The organism is Trabulsiella odontotermitis, from assembly GCF_001297775.1.
In the GTDB taxonomy this organism is placed as follows: Bacteria; Pseudomonadota; Gammaproteobacteria; order Enterobacterales; family Enterobacteriaceae; genus Trabulsiella; species Trabulsiella odontotermitis.
In genome coordinates this window covers 151,807-171,641 of sequence record NZ_LIFX01000007.1, presented here as the reverse complement: position 1 = coordinate 171,641, position 19,835 = coordinate 151,807, and the positions used below count along the sequence as shown (strand labels likewise).

Genomic DNA, 19,835 nt, shown 5'->3' with positions numbered 1-19,835 from the left:
AAGGTGTGCTGTTCGTAGGCCGGGTAAGCGGAGCGCCACCCGGCAACAGCAACATCATTAATTCTGCAATACCGATGACACCAGCAATTGGGTATAGGGATGATGCGGATCGTCCAGCACGCGGTCGGTCAATCCACTTTCCACCACCTGACCTTCTTTCATCACCATCAGGCGGTCAGCCAGCAGGCGGGCGACGCCGAGATCGTGGGTGACAATCACCACTGCCAGGTTCAGTTCCACCACCAGCCCGCGCAGCAAATCGAGCAGACGCGCCTGCACGGAAACGTCCAGCCCACCAGAGGGCTCGTCCATAAACACCAGTTTCGGATGGGTGACCAGGTTGCGGGCGATTTGCAGTCGCTGCTGCATACCGCCGGAGAACGTCGTCGGCAGGTCGTCGATGCGCGAAGCGGGGATCTCCACCTCTTCGAGCCATTGCTGTGCTGTCGCGCGAATATTGCCGTAGTGACGCGCGCCGGTGGCCATCAGGCGTTCGCCGATGTTGCCGCCCGCGGAGACCTGGCGGCGCAGGCCGTCCATCGGATGCTGATGCACCACGCCCCACTCGGTGCGTAACAGGCGGCGGCGTTCCGCTTCGCTCATGCCATACAGCGATTGCGACTGATAAACCACGTCCCCCTGCTGCGGTGTCAGACGGGCAGAAATGGATTTCAGCAGCGTGGTTTTGCCGGAGCCGGACTCGCCGACGATACCCAGCACTTCGCCCGGCCACAGTTCGAATGACACGTCGCTGAAGCCTTTGCCCGGCGCGTACAGGTGGGTCAGGTTGTTGACTGAAAGCAGCGGTTGGCTCATTTGCGTAACGCCTCACTTTGTTGGCGGCAGTAGTCGGTGTCGGAACAGACAAACATCCGTTTGCCGGTGTCATCCAGCACCACTTCATCAAGGTAGCTGTGGCGTGAGCCGCAGATGGCGCAGGGTTCATCCCACGCCTGCACGGTAAACGGGTGATCGTCGAAATCGAGACTCTCAACGCGGGTGAACGGCGGTACCGCGTAAATGCGTTTTTCGCGACCGGCGCCAAACAGCTGCAGGGCGGGCATCATGTCCATTTTCGGATTATCGAATTTCGGGATTGGCGATGGATCCATCACATAGCGGCCATTGACCTTCACCGGGTAGGCGTAGGTGGTGGCGATATGGCCGAAACGGGCGATGTCTTCATACAGTTTCACCTGCATCACGCCGTACTCTTCCAGCGCGTGCATGGTACGGGTCTCGGTTTCGCGCGGTTCGATGAAGCGCAGCGGTTCCGGGATCGGCACCTGGAAGATCAGGATCTGATCTTCCACCAGCGGCGTTTCGGGGATCCGGTGACGGGTCTGGATCAGCGTCGCCTCGTCGGTACGTTCGGTGGTGTCGACGCCGGTAACCCGTTTAAAGAAATTGCGGATGGAGACGGCGTTGGTGGTGTCGTCAGCGCCCTGGTCGATCACTTTCAGCACGTCGTTTTCGCCAATAACGCTGGCGGTAAGCTGGATCCCACCGGTTCCCCAGCCGTAGGGCATCGGCATTTCACGGCCGCCGAACGGTACCTGATAGCCGGGGATCGCCACCGCCTTGAGAATAGCGCGGCGGATCATGCGTTTGGTTTGTTCGTCGAGGTAGGCAAAGTTGTAGCCGGTCAGTGGGTTAGCCACGGCAGTTCTCCCGTTGCAAACGTTTCAACAGTTCCAGTTCCGCCTGGAAATCAACGTAGTGCGGCAGCTTGAGATGTGAAACAAAACCGGCCGCTTCAACGTTATCCGCATGGGCCAGCACGAATTCTTCATCCTGCGCCGGGCCAGCGATGGTTTCGTCGTAGTCCGGGGCCTGCAATGCACGATCCATCAGCGCCATCGCCATCGCTTTACGCTCGCTCATGCCGAAGGTCAGCCCGTAGCCGCGGGTGAAGTGCGGCGGCTCCGCGTCCGGGGCGACAAAGCCGTTCACCATTTCACACTCGGTCATCAACAGTTCGCCGACGTTAACGGCAAATCCCAGCTCTTCCGGCACAATTTCAATATCAACGTGGCCGCTGCGGATCTCCCCGGCGAACGGGTGGTTACGGCCATAACCACGCTGAGTGGAGTAAGCCAGCGCCAGCAGATAACCCTCGTCGCCGCGCATCAGTTGTTGCAGGCGTGAGGCGCGCGAGCAGGGATAGACTGGCGGCGTACGGGTGATATCATCCGGGGTAGCGCCGGTGTCTGCTTCTGCTTTCGCCAGCCCTTGTTTTGCCAGCATGCCGAAGACGTGCGGTGTGGATTCCAGCGGAGATTCCGCTGTGTTCAGTGCCGTCGTTTCACCGTTCGCCAGCAGGGTAAAGTCGAGCAGACGGTGAGTGTAATCGTAGGTCGGACCAAGTAACTGCCCGCCGGGCACGTCTTTGTAGACCGCCGAAATGCGGCGTTCGAGGCGCATTTCCGCGGTGTTCAGCGGCTCGCTGACCGCCAGTTTCGCCAGCGTCGTGCGGTAGGCACGCAGCAAAAAAATCGCTTCAACGTTATCGCCGCTGGCCTGTTTCAGCGCCAGCGCCGCCAGTTCGCGATCGGCAATGCCGCCTTCGGTCATGACGCGGTCGACAGCGAGATTAAGCTGTTGCTCAATTTGCGCCACACTCAGTTCAGGCAGCCCGGTATCGCCCCGGCGCCGGTGTTCCTGCAGATTGTGGGCGGCGGCTATCGCCTTTTCGCCCCCTTTGACGGCAACGTACATCAGCACACCTCGACATGGGTGGTCCGCGGGATCGCCAGCAGGCGCTCGCCGCAGGTGAGGATCAGGTCAACGCCCAGCGGGAACGGATGCGGGCGCTCAGTCAGTTCATGCAACAGGCACTCCGGCAACTGAGGGGCGATCATCCGTTCTTCGGCGATGCCCGCGCCGGTCAGACGCAGCATGCGTCCGCCGCTCAGCCCGGCGACCTGCACAATCAATGTGGCGCTGGTTTCCGGGGCGACGGCACTACCGGCACTCATTGCGTTCAGTTGCTCAGCGCTCAGCGCGTCATCCGCCACGGCAAAGATTGCCTGCTGCGGCTGATCCACCAGCGGCGCGTTGGTATGAAAACGTAAGTTCTGACGGGCAATATCGTTGTTCACCGCCGTGGAAAGCCATACCGGCGTATCGTTATCCGCCAGGGTCAGCAATACGCTGGTGGTGGCGAGATTGAGCGGCTGCCAGCCATGCCTGAGCAGATGCAGCGAGACGATCACGCCCGGCTCGCTCATCGCTTTCAGCAGGCGACGAAAACAGTGTTGGGCATCCTGCACCGGAAGTGTAAAGGCGGTCTGTAATGTCATTCGTTGTCTCCGCGTACCAGCGTAAAGAAGTCGACCCGGCTGGCATCGACTTCGGCGCGACGGGCATTGATTTGTGCCGTCTGCGCTGCCTCCAGTGGGCTAATCAGGGTTTCCATCAGGGTCTGGAAATGGGGTTGTAATTGCAGCAGGGCGTCGATGACCGCGCAGCGTTCCGCGTGCGGTTTATCGCGCCCGAGCACCCAGCTGTAGCCGAGGGTGCCGTCCGCGAGGCGGATCACCGCGCGGGTCAGGGTGGCGTCACCGGCAAAAAAGCGATCGCCGGTGCCGCCCATTCGCGCCTGGATCTGCACCAGCCCGGTTTCCGGGGCGCGGATCAGCTCATAGTCGGGCGACAACGCCAGCGCCTGCATCCGCGCGCTGAGCGCGTCGGGGTCGCTGTGTGACAGTGCTGATAGCCAGCGCTGACGGGTTGCGATATCAAAATGCATTCAGTGCTCCATAGTGAATTCAATCATGTCAGCGCGGGTCAGGCTGACGGAGTATTCCGCCGCGTTGACCTCACCGTCACGGTGGTTCAGAGTGCGTACGCAGAGCAGCGGTGCCAGGTTGGGGATCTCCAGCACTCTGCTCTCTTTGGCCTGGGCGCGGCGGGCGCTGATGCGGGTCTGTGTGCGCCTGAGCGACACACTCAGCCGTTCGCGCAGAAAGTCGTGCAGCGAGCCGTTGTTGAAGGTTTGCAGTTCAGGCCAGAAGCGCATGTCGGAAAAATAGTGGTCGATAAGGCACAGGGCGATACCGTTCACCCGGCGCAGCGTGCGCAGGTGGATGACGTTGTCGCCTTCCTGCACGCCAAGCGCATCGGCAACGTGGTTTGATGCCGGGCGTAGCACAGACAGCAATTTTTCACTGGTGGGATGACTGCCCTGCTCGAGCAGGTTCTGGCTGAAACGTGCCTGAGAATTAAGCGGGTAATCGAACGGGCGCATCAGCACCAGCACGCCGATCCCCTGGCGACGCTGCACCCAGCCTTTTTCCACCAGTTGATCGATGGCGCGGCGCAGGGTGTGGCGGTTCACTTCAAAACGCGCCGCCAGCTGATGTTCGGCAGGCAGCCAGTCGCCGCAGCGATAGTGATTGCGTAGCTCCTGCTCAAGCTTCGCGGCAATTTCCTGATAACGTGTCGGGTAACTGGTCGGATGTCTGGACAAGTGCATCATTGTCAATACCTCGCGGTTCGGATGAGCCTTTACGCATACGCAAACAGGGGATGTGGCAACATCGTGAGCCTGGAGTGTGACAAGTCTGTTAATGAAGGATGAAGAATTGAAGACGCCTTCCCGGGGCGGGAAGGCAGGGGAATTAATGTTGTTTGAGGACGTTGATCATCCACGGCACGCCGAATTGATCGACCACTTTGCCAAAGCCGTGCGCCCAGAAGGTCTCCTGCCAGGCCATTTCGATTTTGCCGCGCTGGGCCAGGCTGTCGAACCAGCGTTTGCCTTCCTCTGTATTCTGGGTGTCGATGACCAGCGTAAAGCCGGAGTAGTTCGCCCGGTCGTGGGTGAGGCCGTCGCTCATCATGATGTCGCTACCGGCGATGCGGACGTTGGAATGGGCGATAGCGTCATCCGGGTATGACATTGTCGACGCACAGCCATCCTCGCTGTTTTGCGCCTCTTTTGGCATTTCGCCGAAGGTGATTTTGTACGCCAGTTCTGCACCAAGCGCTTGTTGATAGAAGGCAATGGCCTCAGCACAATTGCCTGCAAAGGAGATGTAAGGACTTAACGGCATATGCATTACCTCAGGTAAGAGAAGCCCGTTAAGTGTAGTCAGGGGCAGCCCGGTAAGCGAAGCGCCACCGGGCAGTAATTTAGTTCTTCTTCACAAATTCCGATTTGAGTTTCATCGGGCCAAAGCCATCAATTTTACAGTCGATGTTGTGATCGCCTTCGACCAGACGAATATTCTTCACTTTGGTACCGATTTTCAGCATTGAAGAACTGCCTTTCACTTTTAAATCTTTGATAATTGTGACGCTGTCGCCGTCAGCCAGCAGATTGCCATTCGCATCTTTAACGATCAGCGCATCGCTCTCCTGAGCGGGTTCCGCATCGTTCCATTCGTGCGCGCATTCCGGGCAGACGTACATACCGTTGTCTTCATAGGTATATTCGGAATTGCATTTTGGGCAGTGTGGAAGTTGCATTGAAAAAGTCCTCGTAAAATGGCAGATCGCCGAAAATAGGCCTCATGATACCGCAAATCCACACTTTTGTCGGTGCCATTTCACATACGCGACGGTAACAGAAAGGAAAGGTCGCGTTACTGATATGAAAATAAATAACGATATGTTCTGAATATTTTAGAAAATGCGCTACGCTGTTAATCTCTGCTTTATCTAAAATACCGCCAGAATAATAAATTAATGAGCACCTGCGTAAATACAAAATATTATAAACACGAGTAAATATAAAAATAATATCTGGCAATTAAAAGTTCAGAGAAATAAAAGTAATATAATTTGCGTTAAGGAAATTCTTTAACCATGTACACACAGACAATATATGAGCTCAGCCAGGAAGCGGAACGCTTGCTGCAGCTGGCTCTGCGACATCTACAGAGTTTAAAAACCCTGCCCGTGGGCAATCACAACGCTCAGGACGCCCCACGTCCCGTGCATTTCAGCCAGGAGGGGATTAACACCCAGCAGGCGACACTCAATAGCGAATTACGCAAGATCACCCGTCTGGAAATGGTACTGGCAATTGTCGGTACCATGAAAGCCGGAAAATCGACCACCATTAATGCGATTGTCGGCACTGAGGTTTTGCCTAATCGTAATCGTCCGATGACGGCGATCCCGACGTTAATTCGCCATACACCGGGGCAAAAAGAACCCGGCCTGCATTTTACCCATCCTGAACCTATCGATCGGTTAATGCAGGAATTACAGAATAAAATCAGCCACATCGATCGTACCGCGCTGGCGGATAAGCTTGAGCTCGATAAAGACATGAATGCGCTGCTCGATCATATTTCCCATGGCGTGGCGTTTGAAAAACATTATCTGGGTGCACAACCGATCTTTCACTGCCTGAAAAGTCTCAATGATCTGGTGCGACTTTCGCAGGCGCTGGAAGCGGAATTTCCGTTCGCCGAATATGCCGCGATTGAACATATTCCGGTGATTGAAGTGGAGTTTGTGCATCTTTCCGGCATGGGGAATTTTCCCGGTCAACTGACCTTGCTGGACACGCCCGGGCCGAACGAATCCGGGCAACCGCATCTGCAAAAAATGCTCAACGAACAGCTTTCGCGTGCGTCTGCCGTTCTGGCGGTGATGGATTACACCCAACTGAAATCGGTCTCTGATGAAGAGATGCGGCAGGCGATTGCGGCGGTCGGGCAGTCGGTGCCGCTGTATGCGCTGGTGAATAAGTTCGATCAAAAAGATCGTAACAGCGATGATGAAGACCAGGTGCGGGCGCTGATTTCCGGCACGCTGATGAAAGGATGCATTACGCCCGGGCAGATTTTCCCGGTCTCGTCGATGTGGGGGTATCTGGCAAACCGGGCGCGACATGAGCTGAACATGTTCGGCAGACTGCCGCCGCCGGAGGAGCAGCGCTGGGTGCAGGATTTTGCCGAGGCGGCGCTGGGGCGACGCTGGAGCAATGAGGATCTGCAGGAGAGCGGAAAAATGCGTCACGCGGCGGAGTTGCTGTGGGAGGATTCGCTGTTTGAACAACCCATCCGCAAGCTGCTGCACGCCGCACATACGCATGCGTCACTGTTCGCGTTGCGCTCCGCGTCGCACAAATTGCTCAACTATGCGACGCAGGCGCAGGACTATCTCGATTTCCGTCATCAGGGTATGACGGTGGCGTTCGACAAGCTTCAGCACAATATCAGCGGGCTGGAAGAGAGCATGGCGCAGTTTGAAGCGCGCAGGCACGGCGTGACCGAAGAAGTGCATCATGAAGTGGTTGAGGCGCTGTCCGCGGTTGAAGATTTTATTGCGGAGCAACAGGCGAGTGCGCTACAGCGCGTCACCAGTTGGTTTGCTGAAGAAAACCTGCGCACGCTGTGCGGCGACGTGACAGTTGAAGTGCGCACGACAGACGACGGTGAAACCGGTCAGGTGGTGCTTAATGCCGAAAGCGAGGCGCACTGCCTGCTGAGTAAAATTCGTCAGGGCTGCGAGAACGTATTGCTGACGACACAGCAGACGCTCACGCGTGAGCTGTCGCAGCGTTTTACCCAACTGGAAATCAGCCTGACGCGCACCCTGGAAGAGGCGCTGCGCCCCATCGAACAGCATATTAAAGAGGAGCTGGGCAAGGCCGGATTTCGCGCGCGAATCAGCCTGCCGCCGTTTCGCGCCGGGCTGGTGGATTTCAATATTCCGCTGGTGTTTGCCGATGCGATTGCCCGTGAGGATACGCCGGTCAGCGCACTGCCGCGCGGCGGCATGCGGGAATCGGTCTCGCGCTGGCTGAATAATTCTGGCTGGCGATGGGATGACTATGTCATGACGCAGTCGCGCTACGTGATTGATATTCCGGCCCTCAAGCAAAAACTCATTTTTCATATTTCTCAGTTTTGCGAGCAAATCCTGAAGGCGCTGGGCGCGCAGGTGGATGTGGCGGTGACCGCCGGAATGACCACCTTCTTCGCCGGATTTTCGCAGAACCTCGCCGGGCTGCAAAAGAATTTGCAGGAAAGCCTTAATTTACGCCAGCAACACCAGTCCGCGGTGATGATGCTTAACCTCCAGCTGCAGCAGAGTCTGTCCACCGTGCGGTGGATCCAGGAGGATGCGCGTCTGCTTCGCGATGATATTCAGACACTTTTTGCGGTCGAACAGACATGAACAGGCAATTACTGGAAGGCCCGGGGCGGCACCTGGAATCCATCCATCCGAAATTTATCGTCGAACTGGTGCTGGGCATCGACAATCCCCGGCCCGGCTCTGTGGTGCCACAACAACAGCTTTTTCGCGAACAATTGCTGAAAGAGGTGATATCGCAGGTGCAACTGACACCGTGGGCGGTGTCCGGGACGTCGGGCGACAATCCGGCTGTCCGGCTGCGGCTGGCGGAAAAACTGGCGGGGATGTTTGACCCCGGTCACCTGGCGCTCACGCGTATGAGTCAGTACCTCTTTTCCCTGCAGGAGAAAGGGCGCGCCCCGGCAGAACTCCGCGAGCAGTACGGCATTGTCGCCGGGCATTTTCTGCAGCGCGCCGGGCATAAGCAGCGCGCGTTGTCGCAGCGCGGGCTGATGGTGCATGCAGGCGAGCACAGTGACGAGGTGTTCACCCGCTGGCATGCAGGCAGTTATGACGGCTGGTCGCTGGCGGGCCGCTGTTTTATCGCGTTCGAAGAGTTGCGCTGGGGCGCCTTTGGCGATGCCTGTCGCCTGGCGAACAGCGAAGTCCGTACCCTGCTGAAAGAGAATCTACTGACCATGGCCAGCCAGTATCTGGCGGAGAGCGTCAGCGCCTCGCCGGACACGCGTCATTTTTACCACCAGTGGCTGGCATCACCGACGTCGGCGTCACTGATGGATTACCGGGAGATGCTGGGCTGGCAGGGCAACTGGTGCTCGGCGGAAAAACACCCGGTCAGCTGGTCCATCACCCAGACCTGGCAGACCATCGCCTTAGGCATGCCACGACTCTGTTCGGCGAAACGTCTGGTGGGGGCGATGCTGGAAGAGATGTTTACAGACGATATGCTGGCCGTCCCGCTGTAACCGGGCGTTGTCAGCCCGGGCGTAAACCGCTTTACGTTTGTTAATGCAACGTAACACGATGTCATTAGATGCGTGAAGTTGATCACAAATCTAAACGCTGGTAGGGTAAAAAAGCAGGAGCAGGATGTTGACCATGTCCTTCAGCTATCCTGCGCTATCTTTGACTGCCAGAGCAGGCGTCACAGGTTCGGTTGTACATGGGTTGAACAGCCTGTGCAGGCAAACCTGCTACGCTTGAAATGAGGAGCACAGCATTTCGCCGCTCCGCTACCGCACGATTGCGAACACCCCCTTTTGTTTGCCCCTCAGATGTGCGCTCACGGCGAAATTTACGAGGAATATGAATGCTTAAAAGGAAAAAGGTTAAACCTATCACGCTTCGGGATGTCACGATTATCGACGACGGCAAATTGCGTAAAGCGATCACCGCCGCGTCACTCGGAAACGCCATGGAATGGTTTGATTTTGGTGTTTACGGTTTTGTGGCGTTTGCCCTGGGTAAAGTTTTCTTCCCCGATGCTAACCCCAGCGTACAGATGATTGCCGCCCTGGCAACGTTCTCCGTTCCCTTCCTGATTCGCCCGCTGGGCGGCCTGTTTTTCGGCATGTTGGGTGACAAATACGGTCGCCAGAAAATCCTGGCGATCACCATCGTCATCATGTCCCTGAGTACCTTCTGTATTGGGCTGATCCCGTCGTACGCCACCATTGGCATCTGGGCACCGATCCTGCTGCTGCTCTGTAAAATGGCGCAGGGGTTTTCGGTCGGCGGGGAATATACCGGTGCGTCTATTTTTGTTGCCGAATATTCGCCGGACCGCAAGCGCGGTTTCATGGGGAGCTGGCTGGACTTCGGTTCGATCGCAGGCTTTGTGATGGGCGCAGGCGTGGTGGTGCTCATCTCGACGATTGTCGGCGAGGCGAACTTCCTTGAGTGGGGCTGGCGTATTCCGTTCTTCCTGGCGCTGCCGCTGGGGCTGATTGGCCTCTATCTGCGCCATGCGCTCGAAGAGACCCCGGCGTTCCAGCAACATGTGGATAAGCTGGAGCAGGGCGATCGTGAAGGGCTGCAGGACGGGCCGAAGGTCTCCTTTAAAGAGATTGCCACGAAGCACTGGCGCAGCCTGCTGGCCTGTATCGGTCTGGTGATTTCCACCAACGTGACCTACTACATGCTGCTCACGTATATGCCGAGTTACCTGTCGCACAACCTGCATTATTCCGAAGATCACGGCGTGCTGATTATCATCGCCATTATGATCGGGATGCTGTTCGTGCAACCGGTGATGGGGCTGTTGAGCGACCGTTTTGGCCGTCGTCCGTTTATTATCATCGGTAGCGTGGCGTTGTTCGCGCTGGCGATCCCGGCCTTCATTCTGATTAACAGCGATGTGATTGGCCTGATTTTCGCCGGTCTGTTGATGCTGGCGGTGGTGCTGAACTGCTTTACCGGGGTGATGGCCTCGTCGCTGCCTGCGATGTTCCCGACGCATATCCGTTACAGTGCGCTGGCGGCTGCGTTTAATATTTCGGTGCTGGTGGCCGGTCTGACGCCAACTCTCGCCGCGTGGCTGGTGGAAGCGTCGCAGAACCTGATGATGCCCGCGTATTATCTGATGGTGATTGCCGTCATCGGTCTGATTACCGGGATTACGATGAAAGAAACCGCCAACCGTCCGCTGAAAGGCGCGACCCCTGCGGCATCGGATATTCAGGAAGCAAGAGAGATCCTGCAGGAGCATCACGATAACATCGAGCAGAAAATCGAAGATATCGATAAAGAGATCGCTGACCTCCAGGAAAAACGGTCGCGGCTGGTGTCGCAGCATCCGGTAATAAACGAATAACTGCAAAAGCCCGAGATTCTCGGGCTTTTTTTCGTCTGTTTACTGCAACGCGTTCAGGATCGCATATCCGGCTTTCACCCGTTCCGTATTGGGGTAGGCCTTGTTTGCCAGCATTACGATGCCGAGCTGTTTCTCCGGAATAAACGCCACGTACGCGCCAAAGCCGTTGGTGGAGCCGGTTTTATGCACCCACGAGGCGGCGACGCGCGGTGCCGGTGGGTCAATGGCGACAGCCGGAAGCGGAGCCAGCGCCACCTTGTTATCACTGCCGTTAATCACGGTATCGGCCTTCACCGGCCAGTTAAGCATTTCCCAGCCTAATCCCTGATACATACTGCCAGTCCGCCAGTAGCGTGACTGGGCGAGCGAGACCGCCTCGCGCAGTGTGCGGTTGCCGATCCGCTGCGGATCCATATTGGCCTGCAACCAGGCGGCGATATCCACCACGCTGGATTTTAACCCCACTGCTTCAGCCATCAGCATGCCAGGTGTGAGGCGAACCGGTTGCCCGTCGCGATAACCCCAGGCGTAATTTTTCTCTTCACGCGGCGGGACGTTGACCCAGGTATGCGTCAGTTTCAGCGGCTGGAAAATACGTTCTGTCAGCGCCTGCTCATAGCTCAACCCGGACGGTTTCACCGCCAGTGCGCCGAATAGCCCGATGCTGGAGTTCGCATACAACCGACGCGTGCCCGGCGCCCATTGGGGTTGCCAGTGCTGGTAAAAATTCAGCAGCGATGCCTCGTCTTTTGCCTCGTCCGGCACCTGCAGCGGCAAGCCACCCGCGGTGTAGGTTGCCAGGTGCAGCAGGGTGATCCCTTTCCACTGGCTGCCGGTCAGCGCAGGCCAGTATTTCGTTGCCGGATCGCTGAGGCTGATTTCGCCCCGGCTGATGGCATCGCCACCCAGCACACCAGCGAAAGTTTTGCTAACGGAGCCCAGCTCGAACAAGGTCTCCTGAGTGACCGGGCGATCATGCTTAATGTCGGCCTTGCCGTAGGTGAAGTAGTACGGTTGCCCCTGATAAATAACCGCCACAGCCATGCCCGGAATGGCCTGTGCTTTGAGCAGCGGCTCAATGGTTTTGTCCACGGTGTTGTTGATTTGTGCAGGCGTCAGCGTAGTTCCGGCGGCGAAAGCCGTGGTGGTCAGCGTCAGCGCCGTAAAAACCAGCGCGGCGTTAAGCATTTTTTGCATGGGTGAATTCCTTTCTTAGCGTGAAGACGATGAGGTGTCCGGGCCCTTGAGACGCGCTCAGTCTGGGGGATTTGACAACCGCTGACAAACGATTAAATTTAGCATCTGCCTGAAGTTTTTCTTACAGATGACGCCATGACCCGAAGCTATATTCCGCTGAATGCCCTGCGTGCGTTTGAAGCGGCTGCCCGACACTTAAGTTTTACTCACGCGGCCATTGAGCTGAACGTCACGCATTCGGCCATCAGCCAGCAGGTGAAAGCGCTGGAAGCCCACCTCAACTGCCAGTTGTTTGCCCGCGTGTCGCGCGGTCTGATGCTGACCACCGAAGGGGAAAATCTGTTACCGGTGCTGAATGATTCCTTCGACAGGATTGCGGATACGCTGGATCGCTTTGCCGCCAGCCAGCAGCGCGAAAAACTGAAGGTCGGTGTGGTAGGGACGTTCGCGACGGGCTTTCTGCTTTCCCGGCTGGAAAGCTTTCGCCGCCGCTGCCCGCACATTGAATTACACCTTTCCACCCACAACAACCGGGTCGATCCGGCGGCGGAAGGGCTGGATTACGCCATCCGCTTTGGCAGCGGCGCCTGGCATGGCACCGGGGCTATTTTCCTGTGCGATGCGCCGTTGTCGCCGCTCTGTTCCCCCGCACTGGCAGCAGAATTACAGCATCCGGCGGATGTGCTGAAATTCACCCTGCTGCGTTCTTATCGACGTGATGAATGGAGTGCCTGGTTGCAGGCGGCGGGTGAACGGGCGCCATCACCCACTCACCCGGTGATGGTGTTTGACTCTTCCGTCACGATGCTGGAAGCGGCACAGGCTGGCGCGGGGATCGCCATTGCGCCGCCGGGAATGTTTACGGCGCTGCTGAATACCGAACGCATTGTTCAGCCATTCAGTACGCAAATCAGTCTCGGCGGATACTGGTTAACACGTCTGCAGTCGCGGCCGGAAACTGCCGCGATGCGCGATTTTGCTGCGTGGATCACCACGCAAACCCGTCAGGTTCAGGGGGATTAACAGCCTGCGGCAATAAAATCGCCGTTGGCGCTCATCGGGATCACGGTCAGGAACAGGACGGTGGCGAAGAGGATCAGAATGACGCCGCCCGCCACTTTCACTAACGGAACCAGCCAGTGAAGCTGCGCGTTATCGGCGCCAAAAAAGGCCACGGTGCGGTTTCGGGCGTAGCGAACCGCCAGCGACAATCCCATGATCGACAACGCGGTGCCAAGCGACATGGTCATCACCGCGGCAATGCCCCAACTGACAATACCCAGCGCGTTGGAAAAAAGCAGGATCATGATGGCGCCGCTGCAGGGACGGGCGCCGATCGCCAGGATCACCCCGAGGCGGGTTTTCCAGTCGACCCGGGTGAGATCCACGCCGACGCCATGATGACCGCAGCCGCATTCTGCGTCATGCTGATGCACCGGCGTCAGGCTTTTGATCGTCAACTTACGTGGTTGCAGGCTTTTCAGCGCCTGGTAAATCACGAAGGCGCCAAAACCGCCAATCATCACCGCGCTGATTTTCTCAACGTACCAGCGGCTCTCGCTGAGATCGCCGGACGCCAGGTTAAGCCCCACCGCCAGAATAAAGACGAACAGGATCGCGCTGACGCCCTGCATCAGGCTGCCAATAAACGGCACGACCCGGGCGGCGAGCTGACTCTCTTTGTTGGTGCTGAGATAGGTCGTGACGATGAATTTACCGTGTCCGGGGCCGATGGCGTGCAGCACGCCATACAGAAAAGCGCCGGTAAGCAGCCACAGGCCGCCGCTGTACTGATGATTATTCAGTTGCAGCAGGTACATCACCAGATAACGGTGCAGCGTGATTTGGGTACTGAGGCACCACTGGATAAACGCCGGCCAGTGCGCGTGCAGCGTAATGATGGCAAGCAGGGACAGCAGCATAAGCCCGCCGATGCCGGAAAGGCGTAAGTTGCGCGCGAGACGTTGAGTGCTCATGAGGATACTCCCCATTGAATGGCCTCCCTGAAGTATATCTCAGCGGAGGCCATCGATCAGGAGTGGATAATAAAACGCGCCAGCCGATGATGCAGAAGACGGTTCTCTTTCACCAGCCGCGCATTTTCATCAAGCAGCGCCAGCGCAACGGCGATACCCGGCCAGTCGAGCTCAAGCTCGTTTCGCAGCCGCACTGCGCGGTGCATGATATTCACGGCACGATCGTCAAACCGCCATGCCTCATCCTGACTTTCGCAGGGTTCAATCACCCCCAGCCCGACGATTTCGTTCAGCTCATCTTCCGGAATACCGGTATGCAGACAAAATTCAGTAACCGTGAAGGTTACGGTAACGTTAGCCATTATGCTTTACCCCACTCTTTGCGCGGATCGAACGCAGACTGGGCCTGCGCCAGCTGTTGCCAGAGCGCTGTGCTCCGCTCATCCGGTTTCGGTGGCATGACGATTTTAATCACCGCGAACAGATCCCCCGTCGCTTTTTTACTGACCAGACCTTTCCCCTTGATACGTAGCCGTTGCCCCGCCTGGCTGCCGGGTGGAATGGTCAGCAAAATGCTCTCTTTCAGCGTCGGGATAGTGACTTTTGCACCGAGCGCCGCTTCCCAGGGCGCCAGCGGCACGACAATCTCCAGATTGTGACCGACGATGTCGAACAGCGGATGCGGCGCGATATGAATCACCAGCCACAAATCCCCGTTCGGGCCGCCATGCTCACCGGGCGTTCCCTGACCTTTCAGGCGAATGCGCTGACCGTCGCCGACACCCGCCGGGATCTTCACGTTCAGCGTTTTGGGGATTTCCTGCTCAACGAGACCGAAGGCGTTGTACACCGGCAGTTTGTAGCTGATGGTTCGCGTTTGATCTTCCAGCGTTTCTTCGAGGAAAACCGCCACTTCGATTTCGACGTCATGGCCCCGCGCAGCATGCGACTGCCGTGACTGGCGGGCGTGCTGACCGAAGATCGATGAGAAAATATCGTCAAATTCCTGCTGGCTGTACTGCGTTTCCTGCTGCGTCTGCTGGCGTTTCATGCGTGGATCGTTGCGGTGCTGCCAGAGCTGGTCATATTCGGCACGGCGCTGATCGTCTTTCAGCACTTCCCAGGCTTCAGCGAGATCCTTAAATCGCGCTTCCGCATTGGCTTCTTTACTGACATCGGGGTGATATTTTCGCGCGAGGCGGCGATAGGCGGTCTTGATGGTTTTGAGATCGTCCGTCGGCTTAACCCCCAGAATAGTGTAATAATCCTTTAATTCCATGGTGTTATCTCATTTTATTCTTAACCGGAAGGTACCGGTAGCCTGACCCGGTATCGTCATTAATCTTAGAATAAATAAGGCAATTTTCCTGGTCAAATGTGCTTATTATACTTGCGTATCGCGCCAGATTATCCAGTGGATGAGAAGCCATATTATCCATTAATCCTGCTGCGATATTTTTTTCTGATATTTCATTAAATAACAGTATATCCATGTTTTGTTTTTGAGAATGTATTTATTTTATTAAGTATCCATAGTACATTCTTAAAAATACTTAGTTGTGTTTACATCAATGCGGGTGAGGCGTAATATATTTTGCTGTTTTCCCTCTCTCGCCCTTAACTTATTAAATAATTATAACTTTTTGTTTTTAAAAGATAAAACAATAAACTCTGTTGCCTTTAATACATTAATAAAATTTAGGGATAGCGTTTTCATTATCTCAATGTGGCTATGATTAGCATGTTTAATGCGAAAATCGCATTGTAAGGAAAAATAATGAGCAGGAAGCCCAAGGTTATAAAATATATTTTTGCATTTCCTGTCCTGATGCTCGTTCTGGCGGCATTGAGCGGTTGTACGGTAATTCCAGGGCAGGGATTAAGCACGTCTGGCAAGAATGTTGTTGAATCTACGGACAAAGATTACGATCTGAATAAGATGGTAAATATATATCCGCTGACCCCTGGCCTTGTGGAACAATTACGCCCGGCACCGATCTCCTCCCGCGCCAACCCGCAACTCGACCAACTCCTGCAGGACTATGAATATCGCATTGGCATTGGCGATGTCTTAATGGTCACGGTCTGGGATCACCCCGAACTGACGACGCCAGCGGGCCAGTACCGCAGCGCCAGCGATACCGGCAACTGGGTCAACGCCGATGGCGCCATTTTTTACCCCTATGTGGGCCGCCTGAAAGTGGCTGGCAAGACACTTATCCAGGTGCGAAATGAGATCACCGCGCGCCTCGACTCAGTGATTGAAAGCCCACAGGTGGACGTCAGCATCGCCGCGTTTCGCTCACAGAAATCCTACGTCACCGGCGAAGTCGCTAACTCCGGCCAGCAGCCGATTACCAATATTCCTTTAACGATTATGGATGCGATAAACGCGGCGGGCGGTCTGACTGAAAATGCCGACTGGCGCAATGTCGTACTGACGCATAACGGCATGGAGAGCCGCATTTCGCTCTATGCGCTCATGCAGCACGGCGATTTAACCCAGAACCGGTTGCTGTACCCCGGCGACATTCTGTTCGTACCGCGCAACGACAGCCTGAAAGTGTTTGTGATGGGTGAAGTGGGCAAGCAGAGTACGCTGAAGATGGATCGCAGCGGCATGACGCTGGCGGAAGCGCTCGGCAATGCCGACGGCCTGCGGCAGGACATGTCTGACGCCACCGGCATTTTTGTCATTCGCTCCGTAAGGGCATCGCCGGACGGAAAAATCGCCAGTATTTATCAGCTCAACGCGCAGGATGCCTCCGCGATGGTGCTGAGCACGGAATTCCAGCTGGAGCCTTACGACATTGTGTATGTAACCGCTGCGCCGATCGTGCGCTGGAACCGCGTGATTTCTCAGCTGGTGCCGACGATCACCGGTGTTCATGATCTGACGGAAACCGTACGGTACGTCCGCTCATGGCCAAATTAAGATTCCGCTCCATTCTGGTGCTGTGTACCGGAAACCTCTGTCGCTCGCCCATCGGTGAACGGCTGTTGCAACAGGCGCTACCGATGATGCGCGTGGAATCGGCAGGCACCTATGGCGTGAGCGGGCAACCGGCAGACGCGACTGCCACGGCGGTGGCGGCGGGTCATGGACTGTCGCTGGACGGTCACGTTGCTCGCAAAGTCACGGCAGGCATGTTGCGCGATGCTGATCTGATCCTGGTGATGGAGCCTGCGCATATTGAGCAGGTGACGGTCATGGCGCCCGATGTACGTGGAAAAACGCTGCTTTTTGGTCAGTGGCTGGGCGGTCAAAAAATTCCCGATCCTTACGGCAAAAGCCGTGAGGCGTTTGAGCATGTTTATCGTCTGCTGGCGCAGGCCACTCAGGAATGGGCGAAGCGGCTCAGTTAATCACACGAGATTTGTTGTTTTATGTCGACGAAAAACCTTCACGCTCAGACTGCGCCCGCGGGCGACAATGAGATCGATCTGGTTCGCTTGTTTTTCGAGTTACTTGATCACTGGAAACTGATTGCTGGCGTGACAATCATGTTCACGTTGTGCGCGCTGGCGTACGCCCTGTTTGCCACGCCAGTTTACCAGGCGGATGCGCTGGTGCAGGTGGAGCAAAAGCAGGGGAATGCACTGCTGGACAGCCTGAGCCAGGATTTTCCCGGTGCGTCACCGGACTCCGCACCGGAAATCGAACTGTTGCAGTCGCGCATGATTCTGGGCAAGACCATTGACGATCTGAACCTGCGCAACGTCGTGACGCAGCGCTATTTCCCGCTGGTGGGTCGTGGCTGGGCGCGATTGACGGGAGAAGCTCCCGGGCGTCTGGCGCTGAGCGGGATGACCCTCCCACGCCGTGAAGGTCGGGCGCAACAGGTTGTGCTGACGGTGGAAGACAGTGGGCATTACCGGCTGGAAGGTGAAGATTTCTCCGCCACGGGCGTGGTGGGTGAACTGCTTGTTTATGGCGATCTCGTGCTGAATGTGTCTGATATTCAGGCCGCGCCGGGTACCGGGTTCATGCTGACGCAACTGACCGAGCTGGAAGCGATTAGCGACCTGCAGCGGCGTTTTTCGGTGAAAGAGCGGGGCAAAGACAGCGGCATGCTGGGGCTGACCATCACCGGCGATGATCCGGATAATATTGTGCGCATTCTTAACAGCATCGCCGGTAACTATCTGCAACAGAATATCGCCCGCCAGGCGGCGCAGGATTCAAAGAGCCTGGAGTTTCTGCAGGCGCAACTACCACAGGTGCGCAACGAACTGGATCAGGCGGAGAGCAAACTTAACGCCTACCGTAAACAGCAGGATTCAGTCGACCTTAACCTCGAAGCAAAAAGTGTGCTTGAGCAGATCGTCAACGTGGATAACCAGTTGAACGAACTGACTTTCCGCGAAGCGGAGATTTCTCAGCTTTATAAGAAAGATCACCCGACCTACCGCGCACTGCTGGAAAAGCGTCAGACGCTTGAACAGGAGAAAACGCGTCTCAACAAACGCGTGTCGGCGATGCCGCAGACGCAGCAGGAGGTGCTGCGCCTCAGCCGGGACGTGGAGTCCGGCCGCATTGTGTATCTGCAACTGCTTAACCGTCAGCAGGAACTGAGCATTGCCCGTTCGAGCGCCATTGGTCACGTGCGTATCATTGACTCGGCGATGACGCAGCCGGATCCTATTCAGCCGAAAAGGGCGCTGATTGTGGTGTTAGGTCTGCTGCTTGGTCTGTTTTTCTCCACCGGGCTGGTGCTGATGCGAACGTTGCTGCGCCGGGGCATTGAATCCCCCGAACAACTGGAAGAGCAGGGGATTAACGTGTATGCCACTGTGCCGTTGTCAGAGTGGCTGGCGAAGAAAGCCCAGGTGCGGCGTAAGCATTTTTTCTCATCGCGTATACGCCACCACACCCGTAACGTTCCGTTTTTACCGGTCGATAACCCGATCGATCTGTCGGTCGAGGCGATTCGCGGTCTACGCACCAGTCTGCATTTCGCGATGATGGAAACCTCCAACAGCATCCTGATGATTTCCGGCGCCACGCCGGACAGCGGCAAAACGTTCGTCAGCACTGCGCTGGCAGCGGTGATTGCGCAGTCCGAACTGAAAGTGCTGTTTATTGATGGCGATATGCGACGCGGATATGTCCACGACCTGTTTGGCATCGGGAACGACGTCGGGTTGTCAGACGTACTTTCCGGCCAGGCCGAAACGACAGAGGCCGTGCAGCGATTTCACAAAGGCGGGTTCGACGTGATCACCCGCGGCCAGATCCCGCCCAACCCGGCAGAACTGCTGATGCGTGCCCGTTTTCGCCAGTTGATGACCTGGGCAAACGAACATTACGACATGGTGATCATCGATACGCCACCTATCCTCGTGGTGACCGATGCCGCCGTGATTGGTCGCTCTGCGGGTACCAGCCTGGTCGTTGCGCGCTTTGGTCTGAACAGCGTCAAAGAGATCAGCGTCTGTGTGCAGCGTCTGGAACAAAGTGGAATCAACATTAAAGGGGCAATTCTCAACGGGGTGGTCAGGCGCGCCAGTGATTACTATGGTTACGGGTATAACCAGTACGGGTACCGGTATACAGAGAAGGATTAAGGGGAATGTTCTGAACAACCAGGCTTATTATCATTACATAATGCGCCTGGTGATCATCAAGGAAATAAACGTATTCTGATGATTACCCATTCCGGGAAATATAAGCATGGCTACTGCGTTTGTTGTTCCGCCATTTCATCCCGACCGATATATTCATGTTTCGCTTGGGTAAATATGTTTAGCGGCATTTATGTTATTAATGGGGTTGGATCTGCAATATGTTT

The 19,835-nt window shown here is 56.3% G+C and carries 19 protein-coding genes; 7 read left to right on the top strand and 12 right to left on the bottom strand.

Going from position 1 to position 19,835, the window contains the following annotated elements; translation table 11 throughout:
• Nucleotides 1-57 precede the first annotated feature (57 nt).
• The 8 genes from phnK to AOY23_RS11320 all read right to left on the bottom strand — a co-directional run bounded on the left by phnK (nt 58) and on the right by AOY23_RS11320 (nt 5,472).
• Nucleotides 58-816, bottom strand: coding sequence for a phosphonate C-P lyase system protein PhnK (gene phnK / locus AOY23_RS11355; protein ID WP_054179738.1), 759 nt, complete (start codon nt 814-816; stop codon nt 58-60).
• On the bottom strand, nt 813-1,661 hold the full coding sequence (gene phnJ / locus AOY23_RS11350) for an alpha-D-ribose 1-methylphosphonate 5-phosphate C-P-lyase PhnJ (RefSeq protein ID WP_054179737.1): 849 nt from the start codon (nt 1,659-1,661) through the stop codon (nt 813-815). Before phnJ ends, phnK begins: the two co-directional genes overlap by 4 nt.
• Nucleotides 1,654-2,718: a carbon-phosphorus lyase complex subunit gene (locus AOY23_RS11345; RefSeq protein WP_054179736.1), complete on the bottom strand. Its 1,065-nt coding sequence runs from the start codon at nt 2,716-2,718 to the stop codon at nt 1,654-1,656. The genes phnJ and AOY23_RS11345 overlap by 8 nt, the downstream gene beginning before the upstream one ends.
• Complete coding sequence (phnH, locus tag AOY23_RS11340; RefSeq protein WP_054179735.1) at nt 2,718-3,302, bottom strand: phosphonate C-P lyase system protein PhnH; 585 nt, start codon at nt 3,300-3,302, stop codon at nt 2,718-2,720. Before phnH ends, AOY23_RS11345 begins: the two co-directional genes overlap by 1 nt.
• Nucleotides 3,299-3,751 carry a phosphonate C-P lyase system protein PhnG gene (gene phnG, locus AOY23_RS11335; RefSeq protein WP_054179734.1) on the bottom strand — a complete coding sequence of 151 codons (453 nt, stop codon included), beginning with the start codon at nt 3,749-3,751 and terminating at the stop codon, nt 3,299-3,301. The genes phnH and phnG overlap by 4 nt, the downstream gene beginning before the upstream one ends.
• Complete coding sequence (gene phnF / locus AOY23_RS11330; RefSeq protein WP_054179805.1) at nt 3,752-4,477, bottom strand: phosphonate metabolism transcriptional regulator PhnF; 726 nt, start codon at nt 4,475-4,477, stop codon at nt 3,752-3,754. It abuts the gene before it with no gap.
• 145 nt (nt 4,478-4,622) lie between these two features.
• A complete protein-coding gene (gene yjdN, locus AOY23_RS11325) occupies nt 4,623-5,057 on the bottom strand; it encodes a VOC family metalloprotein YjdN (RefSeq protein ID WP_054179733.1) in 435 nt (144 codons plus the stop codon).
• 79 nt (nt 5,058-5,136) lie between these two features.
• Nucleotides 5,137-5,472 (bottom strand): zinc ribbon domain-containing protein YjdM, encoded by a 336-nt coding sequence (locus AOY23_RS11320; protein ID WP_054179732.1) that lies wholly within the window; start codon nt 5,470-5,472, stop codon nt 5,137-5,139.
• Between the two features lie 339 nt (nt 5,473-5,811).
• Here AOY23_RS11320 and crfC point away from each other — a divergent pair, with 339 nt between their 5' ends.
• The 3 genes from crfC to proP all read left to right on the top strand — a co-directional run bounded on the left by crfC (nt 5,812) and on the right by proP (nt 10,870).
• Nucleotides 5,812-8,139, top strand: coding sequence for a clamp-binding protein CrfC (gene crfC / locus AOY23_RS11315; protein ID WP_054179731.1), 2,328 nt, complete (start codon nt 5,812-5,814; stop codon nt 8,137-8,139).
• On the top strand, nt 8,136-9,023 hold the full coding sequence (locus tag AOY23_RS11310; RefSeq protein ID WP_054179730.1) for a diguanylate cyclase regulator RdcB family protein: 888 nt from the start codon (nt 8,136-8,138) through the stop codon (nt 9,021-9,023). Before crfC ends, AOY23_RS11310 begins: the two co-directional genes overlap by 4 nt.
• A gap of 344 nt (nt 9,024-9,367) precedes the next feature.
• Nucleotides 9,368-10,870, top strand: a complete 1,503-nt coding sequence (proP, locus tag AOY23_RS11305) for a glycine betaine/L-proline transporter ProP (RefSeq protein WP_054179729.1) — start codon at nt 9,368-9,370, stop codon at nt 10,868-10,870.
• Nucleotides 10,871-10,909: 39 nt separating this feature from the next.
• Here proP and ampC read toward each other — a convergent pair whose 3' ends face one another.
• Nucleotides 10,910-12,058, bottom strand: coding sequence for a CMY2/MIR/ACT/EC family class C beta-lactamase (ampC, locus tag AOY23_RS11300; RefSeq protein ID WP_081005600.1), 1,149 nt, complete (start codon nt 12,056-12,058; stop codon nt 10,910-10,912).
• A gap of 144 nt (nt 12,059-12,202) precedes the next feature.
• Here ampC and ampR point away from each other — a divergent pair, with 144 nt between their 5' ends.
• The gene (gene ampR, locus AOY23_RS11295) at nt 12,203-13,090 is read left to right on the top strand and encodes a LysR family transcriptional regulator AmpR (RefSeq protein ID WP_054179727.1); all 888 of its coding nucleotides are present in this window, start codon (nt 12,203-12,205) and stop codon (nt 13,088-13,090) included.
• On the opposite strand, the gene AOY23_RS11290 is transcribed toward ampR, so the two are convergent.
• The 3 genes from AOY23_RS11290 to cbpA are packed head-to-tail and all read right to left on the bottom strand — an operon-like array spanning nt 13,087 to nt 15,322.
• Entirely contained in the window at nt 13,087-14,043 is a 957-nt protein-coding gene (locus tag AOY23_RS11290; RefSeq protein ID WP_054179726.1) for a nickel/cobalt transporter, read from the bottom strand. The two genes, ampR and AOY23_RS11290, sit on opposite strands and share 4 nt — an antisense overlap.
• A 56-nt stretch (nt 14,044-14,099) precedes the next feature.
• On the bottom strand, nt 14,100-14,405 hold the full coding sequence (cbpM, locus tag AOY23_RS11285; protein WP_054179725.1) for a chaperone modulator CbpM: 306 nt from the start codon (nt 14,403-14,405) through the stop codon (nt 14,100-14,102).
• On the bottom strand, nt 14,405-15,322 hold the full coding sequence (cbpA, locus tag AOY23_RS11280; RefSeq protein ID WP_054179724.1) for a curved DNA-binding protein: 918 nt from the start codon (nt 15,320-15,322) through the stop codon (nt 14,405-14,407). Before cbpA ends, cbpM begins: the two co-directional genes overlap by 1 nt.
• A 549-nt stretch (nt 15,323-15,871) precedes the next feature.
• On the opposite strand from cbpA, the gene AOY23_RS11275 reads away from it, so the two are divergent.
• From AOY23_RS11275 to etk, 3 genes are read left to right on the top strand one after another with little or no spacing between them, the layout of a single operon-like run.
• Complete coding sequence (locus tag AOY23_RS11275) at nt 15,872-16,978, top strand: polysaccharide export protein (protein ID WP_235501626.1); 1,107 nt, start codon at nt 15,872-15,874, stop codon at nt 16,976-16,978.
• On the top strand, nt 16,966-17,409 hold the full coding sequence (locus AOY23_RS11270) for an arsenate reductase/protein-tyrosine-phosphatase family protein (RefSeq protein WP_054179722.1): 444 nt from the start codon (nt 16,966-16,968) through the stop codon (nt 17,407-17,409). The genes AOY23_RS11275 and AOY23_RS11270 overlap by 13 nt, the downstream gene beginning before the upstream one ends.
• 21 nt (nt 17,410-17,430) lie before the next feature.
• Entirely contained in the window at nt 17,431-19,611 is a 2,181-nt protein-coding gene (gene etk, locus AOY23_RS11265) for a tyrosine-protein kinase (protein WP_054181318.1), read from the top strand.
• The last annotated feature ends 224 nt before the right edge of the window (nt 19,612-19,835 follow it).

Bases quoted from the DNA above. Each gene is read 5' to 3' on its own strand.
- phnK (WP_054179738.1), bottom strand. From the start codon at position 816: ATGAGCCAACCGCTGCTTTCAGTCAACAACCTGACCCACCTGTACGCG.
- AOY23_RS11345 (WP_054179736.1), bottom strand. From the start codon at position 2,718: ATGTACGTTGCCGTCAAAGGGGGCGAAAAGGCGATAGCCGCCGCCCAC.
- phnH (WP_054179735.1), bottom strand. From the start codon at position 3,302: ATGACATTACAGACCGCCTTTACACTTCCGGTGCAGGATGCCCAACAC.
- phnG (WP_054179734.1), bottom strand. From the start codon at position 3,751: ATGCATTTTGATATCGCAACCCGTCAGCGCTGGCTATCAGCACTGTCA.
- phnF (WP_054179805.1), bottom strand. From the start codon at position 4,477: ATGCACTTGTCCAGACATCCGACCAGTTACCCGACACGTTATCAGGAA.
- yjdN (WP_054179733.1), bottom strand. From the start codon at position 5,057: ATGCCGTTAAGTCCTTACATCTCCTTTGCAGGCAATTGTGCTGAGGCC.
- AOY23_RS11320 (WP_054179732.1), bottom strand. From the start codon at position 5,472: ATGCAACTTCCACACTGCCCAAAATGCAATTCCGAATATACCTATGAA.
- crfC (WP_054179731.1), top strand. From the start codon at position 5,812: ATGTACACACAGACAATATATGAGCTCAGCCAGGAAGCGGAACGCTTG.
- AOY23_RS11310 (WP_054179730.1), top strand. From the start codon at position 8,136: ATGAACAGGCAATTACTGGAAGGCCCGGGGCGGCACCTGGAATCCATC.
- proP (WP_054179729.1), top strand. From the start codon at position 9,368: ATGCTTAAAAGGAAAAAGGTTAAACCTATCACGCTTCGGGATGTCACG.
- ampC (WP_081005600.1), bottom strand. From the start codon at position 12,058: ATGCTTAACGCCGCGCTGGTTTTTACGGCGCTGACGCTGACCACCACG.
- ampR (WP_054179727.1), top strand. From the start codon at position 12,203: ATGACCCGAAGCTATATTCCGCTGAATGCCCTGCGTGCGTTTGAAGCG.
- AOY23_RS11290 (WP_054179726.1), bottom strand. From the start codon at position 14,043: ATGAGCACTCAACGTCTCGCGCGCAACTTACGCCTTTCCGGCATCGGC.
- cbpM (WP_054179725.1), bottom strand. From the start codon at position 14,405: ATGGCTAACGTTACCGTAACCTTCACGGTTACTGAATTTTGTCTGCAT.
- cbpA (WP_054179724.1), bottom strand. From the start codon at position 15,322: ATGGAATTAAAGGATTATTACACTATTCTGGGGGTTAAGCCGACGGAC.
- AOY23_RS11275 (WP_235501626.1), top strand. From the start codon at position 15,872: ATGCTCGTTCTGGCGGCATTGAGCGGTTGTACGGTAATTCCAGGGCAG.
- AOY23_RS11270 (WP_054179722.1), top strand. From the start codon at position 16,966: ATGGCCAAATTAAGATTCCGCTCCATTCTGGTGCTGTGTACCGGAAAC.
- etk (WP_054181318.1), top strand. From the start codon at position 17,431: ATGTCGACGAAAAACCTTCACGCTCAGACTGCGCCCGCGGGCGACAAT.